The organism is Streptomyces sp. CA-210063 (genome assembly GCF_024612015.1).
In the GTDB taxonomy this organism is placed as follows: Bacteria; Actinomycetota; Actinomycetes; order Streptomycetales; family Streptomycetaceae; genus Streptomyces.
This window is the reverse complement of the sequence record NZ_CP102512.1, coordinates 10,613,494-10,632,281: the sequence shown is the minus strand read 5'-3', so window position 1 is coordinate 10,632,281 and position 18,788 is coordinate 10,613,494. Positions and strand designations below refer to the sequence as shown.

Below are 18,788 nucleotides of genomic sequence, written 5' to 3'. Positions count from 1 at the left end.
GCGGGTCAGTTGACGACCGTCAGCGACTTCGGCCAGCCGTTCTTGTCCAGCTGCTTGAACAGGCTCTTGATGTCGTTGGGGTGCAGCTTGATGCAGCCAGCCGACTTGTAGTCGCCGACGCCGTCCCAGCGTGTCTGCTCGGTGGAGCCCTGGCCGCCGCCGCTGGTCATCTCGCTGTGGATGAACAGCTCGGTGCGCAGGGTCCCCTTGCCGTTGTTGCAGCGCTTGTCGGCGAGGCGGATCGCGTAGCCCTTGATCAGGCTGCCGTTGTAGTTCTTCCAGTGGCCGCCGATGCTGTAGGTAGCGGTGGGCAGCCAGCCCTTGCCCGTGGTGCACTCGTTCGTGATGGTGCCGGATCCCGCACGGTAGCTGGCGATCACCTTGCCGCCCTTGAGGACGTACAGCTTCGAGTTGGTCACGGTGCCCTTGTCGAACTTCAGGGTCACCGCGCCCCCGCCGCCGCCGCTGCTGCCGCCGCCCCGGACGAGCGCGGCCCAGGTGTTGGCGCCGACGATGCCGTCGGCCTGGAGGCCCTTGGCCTTCTGGAAGGCGCGGACCTTCTCGGCGGTACGGGCGCCGAATGCGCCGTCGGCGTTGGTGGCGTAGCCGTTGTCGGTCAGCTGGAGCTGGAGTGCCTTGACGGCGGAGCCCTTGGAGCCGCTCTTGACGGTGACGATGAGCTTGGCCCAGGTGTTGGGGCCGACGATGCCGTCCGCCTTGAGGCCCTTGGCCTTCTGGAAGGACTTGACCTTGGCCGCGGTGCCGGAGCCGAAGACGCCGTCGGCCTTGAGGCTGTAGCCGCGCTGGTTCAGCAGCAGCTGGACGGTCGTGACGTCGGTGCCCCGCTGGCCCGACTTCACCGTCGGCCAGGATGCGGCCGCGGCGGCGTTCGCGGCGGCGGCCGGCTGCGCCTCGGCGGTGTCGAGCGGAGCGGTCGCCGTGATACCGACCGCGAGGGCGGAGGCGAGGGCAGCCGCGGCGGCGATGTGACGCCGCGTAGTCAGGGTTGAGGTGCTCATGTCAGGTCCCCGTTCGGTGTTCGTTGAGTGCCATTGGATTCGTGGAAATGAGCGAGGTGCGATCGTCAACCAGAGAGCCACGATCGTCAGCAGGGACGCGAGCGGTTGGGGTGCGGTTGCGCGAAATTCCGCCACCTATGCGGCTGCTGGTGGCCGGAAAGCGGCGCTGTTGTCCGGAGAGCGAGGAGCAGGTGCACGCAACGCGGTCGTGGCGCCCGGCGGTGACTGGATCATCCGCTGGAACCACGGAAACGTAAAAACCAGCTCGTTCGGGTGAAGGGCTCCTGAATCTCGGCGTGAGTCGTCGGCCCCCGCTGTGAAGGTGGCTTCGGGGAATGAGGTCCACGACCACGATGTCGGCAGCAGAGCTGTTCGCGCCCGCCCCCGAGGGGGCGGGCGTGGAGCAGGTCTTCGAACTGTTCGGCGCGATGGCCCCCAAGTGCTGGCGCGTCGAGCTGATCGACGGGGAGATCTGCGTGACGTCACTGGGTGGCGGACAGCATGCGGAGATCGTGTCGGAGATCGCCGCGCAGGTCGTCGACCGGCGACGCGATCAGGCCCTGCGCTCGTTCACCGGCATCGGCCTGAACGTCCCCGGGCGCTCCGTAACGGGTCACGTCGTCCCCGACCTCGTCATCGCCCCAAGGGAACTTCGACGACAAAGACAAATGGCACGACCCCTCCGCCGTCCTCCTCGTCGCCGAAGTCACCTCGGACAGCACCGCCGATCGCGACCGGGAGAAGGCGCCTCTCGGCTATGCCCGCGTCGGCATCCCGGTCTACCTCCTGGTCGATCGCGAGAAGGGCGAGGTGACGGTTCACTCCGAGCCGTCCGGCGACGCCTACGCCAAGAGCCCCCAGCACAAGCGGGGCTGACCGTGTCGCTGCCCGCTCCTCTCGGGTTCGAGCTGGACACGGCCGAGTCTGAGCGGCGACGCACTCCTCCGCCCCCCCAACCCCTGCCTCAGGCTCTCGCGCAAGTCGACACGGCGCCCTCGTGCTGGAACCAGACGCTGTCCAACTCGCGGCCGTCGGGCAGGGTGTGGCGGGGAGGTCCGGGGGCCGGGACGAAGCCTGCGCGTTCCAGGGCGCGGCGGCATGCGACGTTCGCCGTCGCCGTGCCCGCCCGTACCGTCGGCAGACCGACGTGGCCGTGGGCCCACAGCGCGCCCGCCAGGAACAGTTCCGCGCCGAGGCCCTGGCCGCGGTGGTCCGGGGCGAGGTTGCCGCCGATCTCGCCCCTGTCGTGGTCGAGTTCGAGGCATCCGGCGTAGCGACCGGTGTCGCGGCGTACACAGACCAGGAGCTCGGGCATCTCGGGGCCGGGTTCGAAGGGCTCGGCCAGCTCGGGGTTGGTCAGGAGGCGGGTGGCGTCGGCCGGACGCATACGGAGCAGAGACCGTCTGATGTCGGCGTCCGGTACGACCTGGTCGGCCTGATTCCCTTGCCAGCGCTGGGCCTCGGGGTCCGCGCCGGTGGCGATGGCCGCCAACGCGTCGAGTTGGGTCACCGGGGCGTAGAACAGCAGGCGCGGGGTGGACAGGGCGTGACGGCCGGGGGTGCACGCGTCCGGGACCGGGCGCCTCGCGTCAGCCCGTCGGCGTCGTATGAGCGACCAGACCATGGGATCCCCCGTGCATTCGTCCTGGTGTGTCCGGCCGAATGTACCGGGTGCGCGCGAACCGGGACGGACTCCGATGAGGGCCTCGCGGACGATACTTTCGTCGCAGGACAGGATGAACACCGGCTGCCGGGAATGCTGGTGGCCGGTGAGCAGGAAGCTGCGGATGGTGGTGCGGTCGTGGTCAGCGACAGCGCCCCGGGGCCGGAGCTGCTGCAAAGGGCCCAGCAGCCGGGCTGGCAGGCGGACGTGCGATGAGCGACCTGACGCCATCGGCACTGCTGCACTACGCCTGGGAATGGCGGCGCATCCGCACCACCATCGGCACCGGCGACGTCTCCTTCGAAGCCCGAGTGCTGTGGGAGATCCTGTGCGAGACCGGCCACTTCCCGCCCACCACGCCCAACACCCTGCGCCGAGCCCTGAACGGAAGAACGCACGATCTGGCCGCACTGATCAGCAGATACGAGCTGCGGAACAAGGCTGTTGAGCGACTGCTGGTGGACTACACGCGCATCCGGGTCGCCGATGGTCTGGACTTCTCCAGTACTTCGGCCCTCGCCCGCACGCTGGCGCGCGACTTCTGGCAGACGATCGAGTCTGTCAACCCGGAGCAAAATGATCTCAGGCTCTCCCCAGAGACTTACAGAGCCTGGCTGGAGCGCATTTCGGTCAAGGCCGACGGACAGCCGCGGATCGACACCGACAACATCCAACTCGCCGTGCGGGCCTTCCACCTGGACTTGTCTGCCTGGGCCACGGCCGAACTGTAACCGCCCTCGGTAAGTCACATGCAGGTTCCTTCGTGGGGGGATGTGAAGCCGGACTGGCGGGCGGAGAGCCTGGGCTGGTTCGACGGGAGCGACCGTCTCGTCGGCGTGGGACTGCTGCTGCTGCGGCCGTTGCCGAAGCTGAAGCGGTATCTCGCCTACCTGCCCGAGGGCCCGGTCGTCGACTGGGCCGCGCCTGATTTTCAGCGATGGCTGGAGCCGAGGCTCGCGCACTTGAAACGGCTGGCGGGTTCGCCTGCGGCCATGGTGACCGTCTTCGCGCTGACAGCCCTGCCCCTGGACCGGATGACATACGTCAAGCAGGTCGAGGGGGTCGGGACTCGGCTGACACTGCTCTGGTTCCTCGAGCACGATCCCCGCGACCGCCGGCGCGAGCACTTCGCGGACCTGGACGCGGCGGTGGCGACGTCGGGGCTGGGCGACGGCATCGTCGCACCGTTCATACCGACGGTGCCCGGGACAGACCGCTACGTGGATGAGCTGCGGGTGAGCACTCCGAGGCCCGGCACGCCCCGTCGGCATTGCAGTTGTGACGATGCCGTCGCCGCCACCTTCGACGAGGTGGTCGGCCCAGCCGGAGGTGACAGTCTGTGCCCGGCGGGCTGCCGGGCCCGTGTCCGCCGATCCGTCGGCGGTCGGTGCTTCCATTCGCTGCTCGCCGACCGGCTCGGCCCGTGAGCCCCCCTGGGGTCAGACGCCCAGTTACGGAATGGGGCGGAATCGGTGCTGATTCGCCACCCACCAGGCAGCGACTCGGGCGCGGGAGGGGAATGCGAGCTTGGCCAGGATGTGCTCGATATGGCGGTCCACCGTGCGTGGTGACAGGTCGAGCGCCGAGGCGATCTGCCGGTTACTCATGCCCTCGGCCACGAGTGCGGCCACTTCCCTTTCCCGGGGGGTCAAGGGATCTGAGTGGGCAGCTGCGGCATTCCTCCCCTTATCGGTTGACGCCCTGAGAGCCAGTTCGATGGCACGACCTGGACTGTCGTACTGACTGCCCTCCGTGATGGCTTTCTGGAACGCCGTCGGGCCGAGGGTGTCCACGGTTTCCTTCTCGAAATGTGCCTGGAGTTCGTATATCTGAGGGCCGAAGGCACTCATGGATGTGCCGATGCCCTGCCACAGGGCACCCACCGCACCCTGCAGAAAGGCTGCCCGCTGGTGGTCGCCGTCAGAGCCGGCGATCCAGGCAAGGAGGCCGACGAGCATCGCGCTTCCGATCGGGTCGTTGAAGCTCTGTTGAATCTCCAGCCCGGCCCGTGCCGACTCGGTGGCTGCGCCGTTGTCGCCTCGTATCCAGGCGTCGAAGCCCAGTGCCCACAGAGCGTAGGCGCGGCACAGCCGCTCCCCGTGTGCCTCCGCCACAGCCACCGCTCGTGTACCGATCTCCGCGGCGGCCGGGTCTTGGAGCTGTGCTTTGGCGGTGGTCAGCAGGAAGAGCCAGAACACCGTCGCGTGTGTTTCGCCCAGTGCCTCCAGGCGGTCCACGGCCTCCTCATACAGGCCCAGGGCCGCGTGCGGACGCCCCTGGCACAGCGCTGACATGCCGCGAAATCCCATGACCCGCGCCCGCACCCGCGGATCGTCGAATCGATCACCCAGCATCTCGGCCTCGTCGAGCCACTGGGCGGCCACTGCCAGATCGCCTTGGAGGATCGCCACCCAGGCGGCCGCCACCAGGGCGGTTGCCCGGGTCTGGGTGGGCTCGGGCGCGGCTGCGAGCAGTCGGCCGAGCCAGCGGCGTCCGTCACCAAGAGCACCGCCGGCGCACCAGTGGATGCTCAGAGCCTCGGCCAGTGCCAGCGCAGTCTGGGCGTCACCGGGCTCTGACGCCGCGGCCTCCGCCCGGTCCGGGGACTGGGCCGATGCCGGTACATCGCCGCGCTGCAACGCTGCCAGGAAATTGTCGTGTTCGGCGCGGAGCCGTGTCAGAGCCGCTTCCTGTCCGGGACCGAACCAGCCGTCTGCGGTGCGCTTGGCGAGGGCGAGGAAATATCCACGGTGCCGCCGCCGCAGGGCGGGCTCCTCGCCGGACTCCGCGAGCTTGCGCATCCCATACTGACGAATGGTCTCCAGCATCCTGTAGCGGACCACTTCCGCGCGTTCGGCCGTGAGGACGACGGACTGGGCGATCAAGGCGTCGAGGAGGTCCAGTACGTCAGGCCGGGATATCGCCTCACCGGCACAGACACGTTCGGCCGCCTCCAGGCTGAAACCGCCCACGAACACCGAGAGCCTGTTCCACAGGATTCGCTCGGCAGGGGAGCACAGCTCGTAGCTCCACTCGATCAGTGCCCGCAGGGTGCGATGCCGAGGGCGGGCGGTTCCGTTGCCGCGCGTGAGCAGGGTAAAGCGGTCTTCCAGGCGGTCCGTCAATTGTCCGATCGTCAGGGTCCGTAGCCGCGACGCGGCCAATTCGATGGCCAGCGGCAGCCGGTCCAGCGCGGCACACAGCCGGGCGGCCTGGTTTCGACCCGCGTCATCGAGCTGGAATTCCGGCTGGACGGCGGCGGACCGAGCCACCAGCAGGTCCACTGCCTCATTCAGTTCCAGAGCAGGCACTTCGAAAACGTACTCGCCGGCGATGCGCAGCGTCCGGCGGCTCGTTGTGAGGATACGCAGCCGTGGAGCGGCTGACAGAAGCATCTGGGCCAGCTCCGCACCGGCGTCCACCACGTGTTCGCAGTTGTCCAGAACGATCAGTGCCTGGCGCCGGGACAGATGCGCCGCGAGCCTTTCGAGTACGGGTCTGGAACCGACGTCACGCACGCCCAGGGCTGCCGCCGTTGCACCGGCCACGGCCTTCGGATCCAGCACGGGAGCCAGGTCCACCAGCCACACTCCGTCCGGAAAGACGTTTCTGGACGCGGCAGCCGCCTCCAGCGCCAGCCTGGTCTTACCGATACCACCTGCCCCAGTGAGCGTCAGGAGCCTCGCGGCACCGAGGAGACGACGAATCTCGGCGGCCTCGCGCCGCCGGCCTATGAAAGTGGTCAGCGCTGCGGGCAGGTTCCCCGCCTCTGAGGCAGCAACGGTCACAGCTGTCTCGCTCCCTGCTGTCTTTCCGCCCGTCAGAAAGCGCTACTGCGCGGAAGTCGACTGCTGCGGAATCGCCGCCGACCGGGCCACTCAGTACTGCTTCGTCACTTGGAATTCTCGGCGTACAGCCGGTGGCCTGTCCCGGAAATCCGCGCAAACCGTCCCCGGCAGAGACACCGACGCCATGAGTTCGACAGCTTATGCCGGAGGCGGACAGGCACGCAGCAGCCGTCCGACGTTCCGGGACACACCGGCACCGGAGCGCTGTCGCAGACGGCACGCGGCCGGATGGCGGGCAGTGCCACCGCTGCGGAACCCTGTCCGCCGCCGAGGACAGCCCTCCGGGGACAGTACGGCGCTTCTTGCGGCCGTCGCGGATGGAGTGAACGCTGCAACGCCGAACGCCCCGTGGCCCCCCTGTAGAACTACCCATAGTCAAGAAACAGGCCAGGCGTAGATGCTTTTCGGCATGAAGCAACGCCGTCCTCACCGGTGGCGCTCACGGCCGTGGCAAGCGCCGTGGACGCCCTACCGGAGGGCCCTTGCCCCCTTGCCTGGGGCCCGTACAGGTGGTCGCGGTCGGCCGAGACCGGCCTTTCCGATCTGCCGAAGCGCCGGCGCGACGGCCGACCACTACGTCCGAGGGCGCGACGAAGGCCTTCACCGACCGCATCGCGCGGCCGGACATCCAGCAGGACGCGGGGAAGGACATCGGGGGAACCGCCCGAGCCATCAGGAGCGTTGCCGGTGCCGCCAGGGGCACACGCGCGAGCCTCACCCCGGCGGCCCGGTCCGAGAACAGGTTGCGCCGACGCCATAGGACCCGGACCTACGGCGCGGCCCGTCGGCGCCAGGATCTCCGGCTGACGTAACCGGCATTGTCACCGCCTCCACACGCCACGGCAGGGCCGCCCCGGTTCCCCACCGGAGACCCTGTGAGATCTCTAAGGAACCGTCAGCAGCATGATTCCGCACACCACCGGGCCCAGTGTCCGTTACCGCCCGAGCGGCATCGCCCACGGACGACCAGGCGCCGTTACCGGCCTGGCCAACCCGGGCTGCCCGGCGATCACTTTCCTCATCGCCGGGCATAAGCCCACCAGCCTGCTGCCGTTCGTGCTGCACTACTTGACCAAACACCCCGAGGTACTGGCCCGCGCCCAGGTGGAAGTGGACGCCTTGTGGGGCGATGCGGCCGATCCCGACCCGCAGTACACGGACTTCGGCAAACTCACCTACGGCAAGGATGCCGTGCATGAGGGCAAGTCGCTCATGGCGCTGATCCCGCAGCTGCACCGAGATCCCGCCTGGGGGGACAACGTTGAGCTGTTCGCCCCGGAGCGGTTCTCGGCTGAACGCGAGTCCGCACGCCCGGTCCATCTGTTCAAGCCATTCGGCAACGGCGAACGGGCTTGCACCGGGCGCCAGTTCGCCCTGCACGAGGCGACGGACCTACTCGCCCTGCTGGTGCACTGCTTCCGTCTGATCGACCACACCAGCTACCAGCTCAAGATCAAGCAGTCCCTCACCCTCAAGCCCGGCAGCTTCACCCTGAACCTGGCCCGACGCGACAACAGCGGGCGCCGCATGCCCAGCTCCGCTGCCACCGGCGCACCCCTTGGACAGGGACAGTCTGCGGCCCGGCGCGCGGCCGGGACGAAGCTGACCGTGCTGCACGGCTCCAACCTCGGGACCTGCTACGGCATAGCCGCTGACCTCGCTGTGGACGGCGACGAACACGGCTTCGCCACCACCGTCGCCTTGCTCAACGACGCCGTGGGCGAACTCACTGACGCCGACGGCCCGGTAGTGATCGTCGCCGCCTCCTACAACGGCGGGCCCACCGACGACGCGGCCCGGTTCGTGTCATGGCTGGAGGAGCTGCGGCCCGGCTCGCTCGACGGAGTCCCGTACGCGGTGCTCGGTGTCGGCGACCGCAAGTGGGCCGCCACCTACCAGCGCGTCCCGACGCTCATGGACGAGCGGCTTGCCGCCGCCGGTGCAGCGCCCCTGCTGGAGCGCGGCGCCGCCGACGCCGCGGGGGACTTCGCCGGCACCGTCGACCGGTGGACCGGCGGCCTGTGGAACGCCCTGCTGGACAAGTACGGAAGCCCGGTACAGGCCGGCGCGGAACCGGCCGGACAGGGCGGCGGAGCCGACGCGGGCCAGAGGCCGTACGAGCTTCAGGACGCCACGGAGTCGGTCACCGGCCCGCTCGCGGCACGGCACGGCGTACAGCCCATGGAGGTACTGGACGCCTACGAACTGGTCGACATGGACCATCCGCTCGGCCGCTCCAAGCGCTTCATCCGGCTGCGGTTGCCCGACGGCGTCACCTACCGCACCGGCGACCACCTGGCGGTACTTCCGCGCAACCCGGCCGGTCTCGTGCATCGGGTCGCCTACCGCTTCGGCCTCGACCTGGACCGCACCGTACGGCCGAAGGCGCGCCGCCGCAGCCCCAACGCCCTGCCCGTCGACCGCCCGCTCACCCTGCGTCAGATGCTCACCGACTGCGTGGAACTGCAGGACACCGCCACCCAGGAGCAGGTCGCCGTGCTCGCCGAGCACACCGCCTGCCCGCCCGAACACCCCCTGGCCGAACTCGCCGCAGTCGCACCCGACGCCTTCCGCGAGCGGGTCGACGCCGGGTGCAGCCTTCTGGACCTGCTGGAGCGCTACCACACCTGCGAACTTTTGTTCGAGCGCTTTCTGGAACTGCTGCCCGTTCTGCGGCCACGGCACTACTCGATCTCCTCGTCCGCCGCGGCCGCGCCCGGCGAGGTGGACTTGATGGTGTCGCTCCTGAAGGCCCCGCACCGCGGCGGCGAGGGCATCTTCCGCGGCATCGCCTCCCACTACCTGCAGACCGTCGGCGCGGGCGACACCCTCCAGGCGCGGGTGCTCCCCCGCAGCGAAGCCTTCCGCCTGCCGCAGGACCCTGCGGTCCCCGTGATCATGGTCAGCGCGGGCACCGGACTGGCACCCTTCCGCGGCGCTGTCCTCGACCGACTGCACGGCAAAGCCACCGGGACACTGCTGTGCTACTTCGGCTGCGACCACCCCGACGTCGACTTCCTCCACCGCGAGGAACTCCAGGCGGCCCAGGACGCCGGAGCCGTCAGCCTGCGCCCCACCTTCAGCTACGCCCCCGAGGGCGGCGTCCGCTTCGTCCAGGACCGCATTGCCAAGGAGAGTGCCGAGGTCTGGTCGGTCCTGCAAGACGGAGGGCGGGTGTACGTCTGCGGCGACGGGCGCCGCATGGCCCCCGGAGTACGCGCAGCCCTCCAGGCCGTCTACCGCGAGCACACCGGATCCGCCGCCGACGAGGCCGCCAGCTGGCTGACCGCCATGACGGAGTCCGGCACGTACGTCGAGGACGTCTGGGCCGGCTGACCCCGGTCGGCACGTACTCCCTCCCCGAGACACCAGCGACAGGGATCCTTAATTCCGGTGACACCGACACGATGTACGGCAACAGCGGCAACGACGTACTGCGCGGCGGCGCGGGCACGGACAGGCTCCCGGCGGGCCGGGCACCAACAAGGTCTGCCAGTACCGAGGCCCCCGCCTCTGAGTGAGAACCCCTGGCGTGTGCGGGGAGCGCACACTCCCCGCACGCTGTCTCGCCTCGCGCTACCGCGCGGAGATGTAACCCGGCCCGCACACCTCCCGGCACGGCACATCAGGGACGTACGTCTGCCGCCGTGCCCGGGTCAGGCCGCCGCCCGTTCGTGCGCAGACGCTCGCCACCGCCCGCTCCGTGTCCACCGCGTACCGCCGGAGCGGAGCATGCGCGCGCTCCCGGCGTACAAGGTGTTGCTGTCGGCGCTGAGGGCGAGGGTCTTGTGCGAGTGGCGACCTGCGGAAACCTGATCACCCCGGGACTCTCTCGGAACTCTCACAGATCGTCGTCTATCAGAGGGCACACGCGGGCCTAGGCTGGCGCTCCTGCCCGTGGGCTCAAAGGATGCTTGTATGAAGAAACTGCCGATCGGTCGCCCGAGTCTGCGGCCCTATCTGCCTCACAAGGAACGCCCTGCAGCGCACCGTGAGGGGCTGATCGCTCACTTTCTGGGCACCAGTTCAGTACTGCTGTCGGATGGGCAGACCTCGGTGCTCAGCGACGGGTTCGTCACCCGCCCGGGGATGCTGCGTGTGAGTATGGGCAAGATCGCTCCGAACCGCGCGTTGGTACGAGCCGCCATCGAGCGGCTGCGGGTGGACAATCTCGCCGCTGTAGTGTGCGCGCATTCCCACTACGATCACGCCCTCGACGCACCGGTGTGGTCGCTGGAGACCGGCGCCGAATTGGTCGGATCGGAGTCCACCGCCAACATCGGGCGCGGTCTGGGGGTCCCCGAGTCGTCCTTGCGGGTGGTCGGCGACGGCGACACCGCGACCTACGGCAACTTCACGCTGACCTTCCTGGACTCCGTGCACAGCCCGGACGACCACTACCCCGGTACCGTCGACCATCCCCTGGTCCCGCCGGCCCGCACCGGCGCCTGGAAGACCGGGACCTCCTACTCCCTGCTCGTCACCCACCCCAACGGCCGCATTCTCCTGCAAGCCAGCGCCAACTACCGGCCCGGCGCGCTGCGCGGTCTCCACGCCGACGTCGTCTATCTCGGCATCGGCACGCTGGGCAAACAGCCCGCCGAGTTCCTTCACGCCTACTGGGACGAGGTCGTGGTCACGACCGGGGCCAAGCGGGTCATCCTGGTGCACTGGGACGACTTCTTCCTCGGCCTGGACCGGCCACTGCGCGCCATGCCCTACCTGCTCGACGACCTGGACACCACCATGAGCCGACTGCTGCCCCTGGCTCGCCGTGACGGCGTCGACGTCGCCCTGCCCGTCTCCTGGCAACCCAGCGCCCCCCTCGCCGGTCTCACGTGAACGCGACCATGCGACTGTGAATCGGCGTGGCACGTCGATTACCGGCCGATGCGAGACGAGCCACTGACGTCGAGGAGGAGGCCAGTATCGGCCCGGAGCTGCACACCCGGCGATGACTGTTCCGACATCCCGGAGTTAATTGATCGCCAACCGCCTCCGAAGGCTGTTGTCCTGCCCGAAGTCCTGCGGGCGGAGGCCGCCTCCAGCCGGCAAAGTGCCACGGCCTGCTGATGATCGCGCTCGGTTCAGGGTGGCGCTCGACAGAGGCAGACGGGCGGTGTAGACAAGGCCGTCAGGCCCTCGACCGCGTGGTTGGTTTTCTTCACACCAAACTCAACTGCCATCGGGGGACCGCCGGTTACGCACCGACGAGTGCGGTCATGGGTGCGGGGGGTGAACCGTCCGTCGCCCCGTTTGCGCAGCCGGCTGCGGTCGGCGAGTCTGTTCAGCTTCACTCGCAGTGGCTCCAGTTTGCCTGCAGGATGGTGCGACAGTCCCTGGGCAGGGCGCTCTCGTCCGGATTCTCATTGCGGTGCCCGATCAGCAGCACCGTCCGGCCCGCCACCCGGGCGGGAGTCGGCGTCACGGGGGCGGCTTCCGTCTTGGTCCGGTCCTGCTCGGCCAGCCGGTTCAACACCCGCTCGGCGACGGCCAGTTCCTCCCGCTCGGTCTGGACCTCCTACAGCTGCTGGGCCAACTCGTCGGCGTGTACGTCAGTTCACTGCTGCGAGCCGTGATCCGCTCCAGCTCCCGCATCCCCACGCCCTCTCACGGTCTCCCGCCGTACCGACCCGGTGACGGATCGTAGAAGCGGCAGAGCACTCGGCGCAGCCGAACCCGGCCACGACTCCGGCCGACACGTCAGACGATCTTCGCCATGGACACCGGCCGAGGATCAGCGTGCGTATTCCGATCACCCCGCACACCAGACCTGTGACCTGCGAACCTCCCGATGCACGGGTCTCAGTGCGGAAGCGCACTTCCAGCTGGCGGGACACTCGGCGATGCGGCCCCGTCCGCACGGACGGCCTGCCTCATATAACTTACCCTCGCAACTGTTTCCCTCGCAAGTTTTTGCAGTTAAGGTCTTTCTCGGAAGCGGCGTCCCCGGGGCTCGACCTGCAGCCTCGCCCTGCGTGAGACGCCTGGGTCAATGCGGTCTGCGGGGGTCGGCATGCCCAGCGTGCCGTGTCGCACGCGAGCCTGCCGCGATGAACGTTGAGGAGTGACGATGGGATCGAAGCCGCGAAAGCTCGGGGCCAGGGCGACGGCGGGAGGACTGCTGGCCTGCCTGGTGCTGTCGGCTTGCGGATCCGGTGACCAGGATGCGCAGGCCGACAAGACCGATGAGGCCCGCACACCATCCGCTACCGCATCCGCGTCCGCTGATACGAACTGCAAGCCCTCGCGGGACGGTCGGATCACGCCGGTCTGCAACCTGCAGTCTCCCGAGGATTTCCAGCTGCTGCCCGGCAGCGAGAACCAGATGGTGGTGTCCCTGGGTAACGGGCCCGTCTACAAGGGCCCCAGCTCCCTCGCCCTGCTGGACACGGACACCAAGGCGGTCACCAAGCTTGCCGTGCAGGAGAAGCCCCTGAAGGGCTGGGGGGACGCCGGATGTACGCCTCCCGAAGGCGAGTTCAGTTTCCACGGCCTGAACGTGCAGAAGTTGAAGGACGGCACCGTTCGCGTCCTGGTGGTCAATCACTCCAAGCGTGAGTCGGTCGAGCTTTTCCAGCTTGACCGGTCCACTTCGCGTCCCAAACTCATGTGGCGCGGCTGCGTGAAGACACCCCCCGAGTCCTACATCAACGACGTGGCGGGCCTGCCGGACGGCGGTTTCGTGGTGACGGTCATGGCGTCGGCGAAGGACATGCAGCCAGAGGGCTTCGACTCCATCTTCAGTGGAAAGAACACGGGGCCCGTCTACCGCTGGTCACCCACGGGCGGCGTCCGCACCCTTCCCGGCACGATGAAGCCTGGCCCTAACGGCGTCCAGGTCTCCGCCGATGGCCGCACCATGCACTTCGCGGAGTACACCGGTTTCAAGATGGCCCGCTACGACCTCGAGGCCGAGAAAATGACCGGCGAGGCCAATCTGGACATCGTTCCCGACAATGTGAGCATGGGCCCTGACGGCGAACTGGTCATGGTAGGCGTCGCGACTCTGGCCGAGACCCGCGAATGCCCCGAGTCCGGCCTGACCAAGTGCGACCACCCGGTACGCGTCCAGGCAGTCGACCCTGACAGCCTGAAGGTCACAGATATCCCCGTGGACGGCCTGAACGTCCTGCGTGGCGCCACCGTGGCAGTTCCCGCCGGCGACGCCCTCTATGTGAGCTCCGTCGCCAACGACAGGATCGTCCGCTTCACCTACGACGGCCTGAAGGGCAAGTGACCGACTGACGGGCGGGTGGGCGGCCAGGAAACCGGCTGCCCGCTTCGCGCTGTCGAGCGCATCAGGAGGACGGAGCCCCCCGGCCGGACTCGTCGAAGGCGTCCGTGATTCCCGAAACGGTCTTCACCAGCTTCTCCAACTCGCTGCTGCTGAGACGGTCGAACAATGCCGCCTTCATCAGCCGTGCATGGCCGGGCGAAGCCGCTCGGAACCTGGCGCTGCCCTCTGGAGTGAGGGCCGCATACACCACCCGCCGGTCCGCCGGATCGGCTGAGCGGATGACGAGACCGTCCGATACCAGTCCTGTCACCACACGTGAGATGCGTGACGGCGACGAACTGGCCGCCGCCGCCAGATCACTCATCCGCACCCGATGACCTGCGGTGTTCGCGAGCATGGACAGCGTCTGGAACTCCACCAGACTCAGTCCGGCGTCACGTTGCAGGTGACGCTCCAGCGCAGCGGGAACCGCTGACAGCATCCCCGAGAGGGCGAGCCACGCCTCTCGCTCCCGCGGAGCCAATTCATCCTGGTCAGACATGCCCCCAGTATGAACCAGCCTCTTGCACGCGAAATACTTCCACTCGCAACAATCGCGTCGGGCATGGGAACTGCGCCGCTTCGCAGCACGTGAGGTCCGCCTCGACAAGCCCGTCGATGGTCGCACACGCGTGCCGCCGTCAGATCGTGCGTCGCGCCGGGCAGCGCGGGTGAGGCGCACAGCAGCTGCCCGAACGGGTCGGTCAACACCTGAACGCTGATGCCGTGGCGCCGCTTCTCAGTCCGTGCGGGCCGGGATCCGCATCCGTACCCGGTAGCCGCCGTCGCCGGTCGGCCCGGCTTCGAAGGTGCCGCCCAGCAGGTCGGCGCGTTCCTTCAGGCCCACCAGGCCCTGGCGCCCGCCCGGGAGAGGCAGCGAGGGCTGGGTCGGCGGGCCGTTGGTGACCGTCACGCCGACCTGGTCGCCGTCATGCCACAGCGCGACTTCGGCTTTCGCTCCGGGCGCGTGTTTGCGGACGTTCGTCAGGGACTCCTGCACCGTGCGGTAGAGCGTCCGCTGCGCCGGTGTGCCCGCAGCGTCGGGCAGTTGACCTGTCAGCTGCACCTCGATACCGCTGCTCTCGACGAGCCTTCGTAGATCGGCCAGTGTGGGTTGTGGGGTCAGCTCGGTGGCGGCACCGCCGGAGGCACGCAGCAGCATGACCATGGTGCGCAGTTCGTCGAGGGTGTCGGCGCTGAGGGAGCGAATGGTGCGCGCGGCCTCCCGGCTGTCCGTGTCCTTGGCGGCGACCTGCAGGGCACCGGCCTGCACGGCGATCAGGCTGACCTGGTGGGAGACGACATCGTGCATCTCGCGGGCCAGTTGGGCGCGTTCGCGCGCGAGTACGGCCTGCGCGTGCAGTGCCCGCTCGTGCTCCTTCGCCTCCTCGATCTCCACCAGCCGCCGCGACAGGTCCCGCCGCGCCTGCAGGAGTTGCCCGAGCAGGACGGGAGCGGCAGCCGACGCCAGTGCGTACACCAGCTGGACGAGCGTCCAGGTGTGGTCCTGTGCGTCGTACTCGATCGGTGACGGGGCGGCCCTGGCGATCGCGGACAGCGCGACGCACACGGCGAGCAGACGCCGGTCGCGGGAGCGCTCGGCCAGGGTGAACAGCGCCGCGATCGGGGCGACCACGACGTCCTGCAGCAGACTGGCGGGCAGGGTCAGCAGGAAGACGGCCAGTGGAAAGCGCCGCCGCAAGGCGAGGGCGACGCAGGCGACGGCCGCCACGAACAGAGCGAGCGGTTTGTCGTCCCACAGGTTGAGCCACACATCCATCGCGGCGAGCGCGACGAGCCCGGCGTCGATCAAGGGCGTCGGCACGCGTTCCCACCGGCGCTTCCACGCGGTCGTCCCGGTCATCGTGGTCACCGCCCGGCCGCACCGAAGTCGGGGTCGCTGTCCAACAGCCCCGCCCGCTGGGCGAGCAGCGCGGCCTGCACGCGGCCGGCCACGCGCAGCTTGGTGAGAATCGCGCTGACGTGATCCTTGACCGTGCCGGTGCTCAGGTGCAGGCGCACCCCGATGTCGGCGTTCGACAGGCCTTCGGCGAGCAGCACGAGCACGTCCCGCTCCCGGTCGGTCAGCCGCTCGACGCGGGCCACGTCCTCGTCGACGGCAGCGGGCCCCGTACCGGGGTGAGAGCGCAGCAGCCTCCGGGACGCCTTCGGCGACAGCACGACGCCCCCCGCAGCCAACGTGCGTACCGATTGAGCCAGTTGATCGGGCTCGGTGTCCTTCAGCAGGAAGCCGGCCACCCCGGAGTGCAGCGCGGTCAGGACGTATTCGTCCGTGTCGAAGGTCGTCAGCATCGCCACGGTGGGCGGGGACGGCAGCGCGCACAGCTCCCGCAGGACGGTCAGCCCGTCCACGTCCGGCATCCGGATGTCGAGCAGGGCGACGTCCGGCCGGTGCTCACGAACCGCCGCGAGCGCCTGGGCACCAGTGGCGGTCGCGACCACCTCGATGTCGTCGGCCGCGTTGAGGATGAGGCGGAAGCCGGACCGGACCAGCGCCTCGTCGTCCACCACCACTACCCGGATCACCTGTACTCCGCCTTCGCCGCGTCCATCGCTGCCGTACCGACCCTAGAGCCCGCCATGCCCGCACATCCTTTCGCCCGGCTCGGCTCCAGACGGTCGGGGGGTCGGCTCCGGCCAGTCGGCGGGGGCAGGGCGGACGGGTGCCGGATACCCGGCTGACGAGCGCGCTTCCAGCCTGGAGGCATGACATCACACACTGTTATCGAGGCCGCCTCGACCGACCACGTTCGGGCGGCCGGCGCCCCAAAGGGCACGAAGACGCCGGTGGGCCGGCTGGTCGGGGTGGACCTGGCCCGAGGTCTGGCCGTCTTCGGCATGTTCGCGGCCCACGTGGGCCCCGCCCCGGAGCAGGGTGGAGTGACCGGCTTCCTGATGGAGTTGGCGCACGGCAGGTCCTCTGCCCTGTTCGCCCTCCTGGCCGGGTTCGCGGTCGTCCTCATCACCGGGCGCCGCGCGCCGAAGACCGGCCGGTCCGGCCGCCAGGCCGTCGCCAAAGTGATCATCCGGGCCGTGATCCTGCTGGCCCTGGGCACCGCCCTGACCGCGACCGGCACCCCGGTCGAGGTGATCCTGGCCTTCTACGGCCTGTACTTCCTGCTCGTCCTGCCGCTGTACCGGCTCGGTGCGGGGGCCCTCGCGACGATCGCGGCGGGTACGGCCGTGGTGTGCCCGCAGGTGCTGTACGCGCTGCGGCCGCTGCTCGCAGACGCCGAGCCCGCCGCACCGGGCGCCCCCGACGGACTCGTCTCGCTGCTGTTCACCGGCAGTTACCCGGCACTGACGTGGATCCCGTTCGTCCTGGCCGGCATGGCCGTCGCCCGCCTCGACCTGGGAGCTGCGGCCGTCCGCATACGCCTCGCCCTGGCGGGCGTCACCCTCGCCGTCCTCGGCTACGGCGGTTCCTGGCTGGCCCTGCACCTCGTGCCGGGCGCCGTCGACGCCATCGGCAGCTCCGGATGGTCCCCGGGCGCGGCGGCCGGTTCTGCCTGGTGGTCCGACACCGCGGGCTTCCCCTCGGGCGACACGGGCGCCTGGTTGCTGGCCGCTTCCCCGCACAGCGAGACGACGCTGTCGATCGTGGCCAACACGGGTGTCGCGATCGCGGTTCTGGCCGCGTGTCTCGCCGCGATGGACGCCTTCCCCCGCCTGCGCCGCCTGGCCGGGCCCGTCCTCGCGGTCGGCTCGATGTCGCTGACGGCGTACGTCTTCCACATTGTCGGCATCCGGCTTCTGGGTATCGAGGAACTGCCCGGCGCACCCCTGCACGTGCTGCTCGGCTTCATCGTGTCGGTGACCGTCTTCGCCGCCGTCTGGTCCCGTCTCTTCGCGCGTGGTCCGCTGGAATGGCTGATGAGCAAGGCGACATCGCTCGCCCGCCACGTACGGTGACCCCGGCGTCCGAAGGTCGTCGGCGCGGTCTGAGAGCGGCACCGCCTTGACCGAGGACGTCACCAAGGCGCTCATCGACGCCCTCAACGCCTAACCCGCCCCGGCCGCGTTCACCCGACCTCCTGGACCGGTCACTTGTCGCGTCGGCGGCCCGGGAACGGACGATCACAGGAGACCGGCGGCCCTTCCGTGCCGAGCCCGCGCCAGTCGCGCCGGGCTCGGCACGGCACGTTGTACGCCTCGTCGCGGGTCAGGCATCACATCCTCAGGATCGTGCTCCATCGGCTGCGAGCGAGCTCCTCGTCACGCCCCGGAGAAGCGCTGCGGCCGCCGCGAGGTCATGCGGCGCCCAAAGCACGGACGGCGGCTTCGAATGCTTGGGCGGTGACCGCGTCGAGGGCACCCGCGTCCTCGTGTTCCGCCCAGTACTCCACTGCGGTCGTGGAGGCGTTGACGAGCAGGCCGGCCAGGAGCCGGGGCTGCAGGGCGGATTCGTCGGCGGCGACGCGAGAGGCGATGACCGGGACGAGCCGGTCCTGGCCCTGGCGGCCGGCGGCCAGCCAGCGTGCCGTGAGGGCGGGCTCCGCCAGCATGACGCGGATCAGGCGGCGGCGGGAGGTGTCGTCCATGAGCGCGGCGCACTCCAGCAGCGCGGCACGTGCCGCCTCGGGGAAGGTCTCTTCGGGGGGTCGGCCGGTCCGCCGAGCGGCGGGAGCGCGATCTACGGACGGCGCCCTGGTCGCCGCCGTGTGTCCCGGCATGGTGGACACCGGGTGGGTCCACCACTGGTACGACGACCACAGCCAGGCGCAGACACCGGTCGAGGCCGCCGGGCCCATCCTCGACTTGGTCCTCGCCGACACCGTGGACCCCGCCCAGTACGGGGAGTTGATCCAGTTCGGCAAGGTGCTGCCGTGGCACGGCGGAGCGCCGGACGACTGGGAGCAGGAGCAGAAGGTCACGCCGTAGGCGAACCCCGTCGGGCGGTCCCGGCATTCACCGCACGGCCGGGGCCGCCTCGGTAAGCCTCCCGAGGCGGCCCCGTC

The 18,788-nt window shown here is 69.3% G+C and carries 15 protein-coding genes and 4 pseudogenes; 11 read left to right on the top strand and 8 right to left on the bottom strand.

Annotated elements, in window-relative coordinates:
- Positions 1-5: 5 nt before the first annotated feature.
- Positions 6-1,019: a L,D-transpeptidase family protein gene (locus JIX56_RS46390; protein WP_257550348.1), complete on the bottom strand. Its 1,014-nt coding sequence runs from the start codon at positions 1,017-1,019 to the stop codon at positions 6-8.
- A 335-nt stretch (positions 1,020-1,354) separates the two neighbouring features.
- Between JIX56_RS46390 and JIX56_RS46385 the strand changes: the two are divergent.
- Both JIX56_RS46385 and JIX56_RS46380 read left to right on the top strand, forming a co-directional pair.
- A pseudogene (locus tag JIX56_RS46385) lies at positions 1,355-1,654 on the top strand (Uma2 family endonuclease); the annotation flags it as partial.
- A 124-nt stretch (positions 1,655-1,778) separates the two neighbouring features.
- Positions 1,779-1,895 (top strand): annotated as a pseudogene (locus JIX56_RS46380) (Uma2 family endonuclease); the annotation flags it as partial.
- A gap of 88 nt (positions 1,896-1,983) precedes the next feature.
- On the opposite strand, the gene JIX56_RS46375 reads toward JIX56_RS46380, so the two are convergent.
- The gene (locus tag JIX56_RS46375) at positions 1,984-2,643 is read right to left on the bottom strand and encodes a GNAT family N-acetyltransferase (RefSeq protein ID WP_257550347.1); all 660 of its coding nucleotides are present in this window, start codon (positions 2,641-2,643) and stop codon (positions 1,984-1,986) included.
- Between the two features lie 251 nt (positions 2,644-2,894).
- Between JIX56_RS46375 and JIX56_RS46370 the strand changes: the two genes are divergently transcribed.
- A complete protein-coding gene (locus JIX56_RS46370) occupies positions 2,895-3,413 on the top strand; it encodes a hypothetical protein (protein ID WP_257550346.1) in 519 nt (172 codons plus the stop codon).
- 3 nt (positions 3,414-3,416) lie between these two features.
- Positions 3,417-3,650, top strand: a pseudogene (locus JIX56_RS46365) (peptidoglycan bridge formation protein FemAB); the annotation flags it as partial.
- Between the two features lie 483 nt (positions 3,651-4,133).
- Here the strand turns inward: JIX56_RS46365 and JIX56_RS46355 are convergent.
- Positions 4,134-6,470 (bottom strand): ATP-binding protein, encoded by a 2,337-nt coding sequence (locus JIX56_RS46355; protein WP_257550345.1) that lies wholly within the window; start codon positions 6,468-6,470, stop codon positions 4,134-4,136.
- A 963-nt stretch (positions 6,471-7,433) separates the two neighbouring features.
- Here JIX56_RS46355 and JIX56_RS46350 point away from each other — a divergent pair.
- The 5 genes from JIX56_RS46350 (at position 7,434) to JIX56_RS46335 (ending at position 13,770) form a co-directional block, all read left to right on the top strand.
- Positions 7,434-9,866, top strand: a complete 2,433-nt coding sequence (locus JIX56_RS46350) for a cytochrome P450 (RefSeq protein WP_257550344.1) — start codon at positions 7,434-7,436, stop codon at positions 9,864-9,866.
- Complete coding sequence (locus JIX56_RS48270; RefSeq protein ID WP_443032094.1) at positions 9,785-10,051, top strand: hypothetical protein; 267 nt, start codon at positions 9,785-9,787, stop codon at positions 10,049-10,051. The genes JIX56_RS46350 and JIX56_RS48270 overlap by 82 nt, the downstream gene beginning before the upstream one ends.
- Before the next feature lie 397 nt (positions 10,052-10,448).
- Complete coding sequence (locus JIX56_RS46345) at positions 10,449-11,372, top strand: MBL fold metallo-hydrolase (RefSeq protein ID WP_257550343.1); 924 nt, start codon at positions 10,449-10,451, stop codon at positions 11,370-11,372.
- Positions 11,373-11,904: 532 nt separating this feature from the next.
- Complete coding sequence (locus tag JIX56_RS46340) at positions 11,905-12,180, top strand: hypothetical protein (RefSeq protein WP_257550342.1); 276 nt, start codon at positions 11,905-11,907, stop codon at positions 12,178-12,180.
- A 423-nt stretch (positions 12,181-12,603) separates the two neighbouring features.
- Positions 12,604-13,770 carry an SMP-30/gluconolactonase/LRE family protein gene (locus JIX56_RS46335; RefSeq protein ID WP_257550340.1) on the top strand — a complete coding sequence of 389 codons (1,167 nt, stop codon included), beginning with the start codon at positions 12,604-12,606 and terminating at the stop codon, positions 13,768-13,770.
- Between the two features lie 61 nt (positions 13,771-13,831).
- Here JIX56_RS46335 and JIX56_RS46330 read toward each other — a convergent pair whose 3' ends face one another.
- From JIX56_RS46330 to JIX56_RS46315, 4 genes and pseudogenes are all read right to left on the bottom strand, one after another.
- Entirely contained in the window at positions 13,832-14,311 is a 480-nt protein-coding gene (locus JIX56_RS46330) for a MarR family winged helix-turn-helix transcriptional regulator (RefSeq protein WP_257550338.1), read from the bottom strand.
- A gap of 119 nt (positions 14,312-14,430) precedes the next feature.
- Positions 14,431-14,547, bottom strand: a pseudogene (locus JIX56_RS46325) (IS5/IS1182 family transposase); the annotation flags it as partial.
- A 1-nt stretch (position 14,548) separates the two neighbouring features.
- Entirely contained in the window at positions 14,549-15,673 is a 1,125-nt protein-coding gene (locus JIX56_RS46320; RefSeq protein ID WP_257550336.1) for a sensor histidine kinase, read from the bottom strand.
- Positions 15,674-15,678: 5 nt separating this feature from the next.
- On the bottom strand, positions 15,679-16,356 hold the full coding sequence (locus JIX56_RS46315; protein WP_257550334.1) for a response regulator: 678 nt from the start codon (positions 16,354-16,356) through the stop codon (positions 15,679-15,681).
- A gap of 180 nt (positions 16,357-16,536) precedes the next feature.
- On the opposite strand from JIX56_RS46315, the gene JIX56_RS46310 reads away from it, so the two are divergent.
- Entirely contained in the window at positions 16,537-17,742 is a 1,206-nt protein-coding gene (locus tag JIX56_RS46310; RefSeq protein WP_257550332.1) for a DUF418 domain-containing protein, read from the top strand.
- A 338-nt stretch (positions 17,743-18,080) separates the two neighbouring features.
- On the opposite strand, the gene JIX56_RS46305 is transcribed toward JIX56_RS46310, so the two are convergent.
- The gene (locus JIX56_RS46305) at positions 18,081-18,503 is read right to left on the bottom strand and encodes an acyl-CoA-like ligand-binding transcription factor (protein WP_257550330.1); all 423 of its coding nucleotides are present in this window, start codon (positions 18,501-18,503) and stop codon (positions 18,081-18,083) included.
- Between JIX56_RS46305 and JIX56_RS46300 the strand changes: the two genes are divergently transcribed.
- Complete coding sequence (locus JIX56_RS46300; RefSeq protein WP_257550328.1) at positions 18,502-18,711, top strand: hypothetical protein; 210 nt, start codon at positions 18,502-18,504, stop codon at positions 18,709-18,711. The genes JIX56_RS46305 and JIX56_RS46300 overlap by 2 nt on opposite strands.
- Positions 18,712-18,788: the final 77 nt, after the last annotated feature.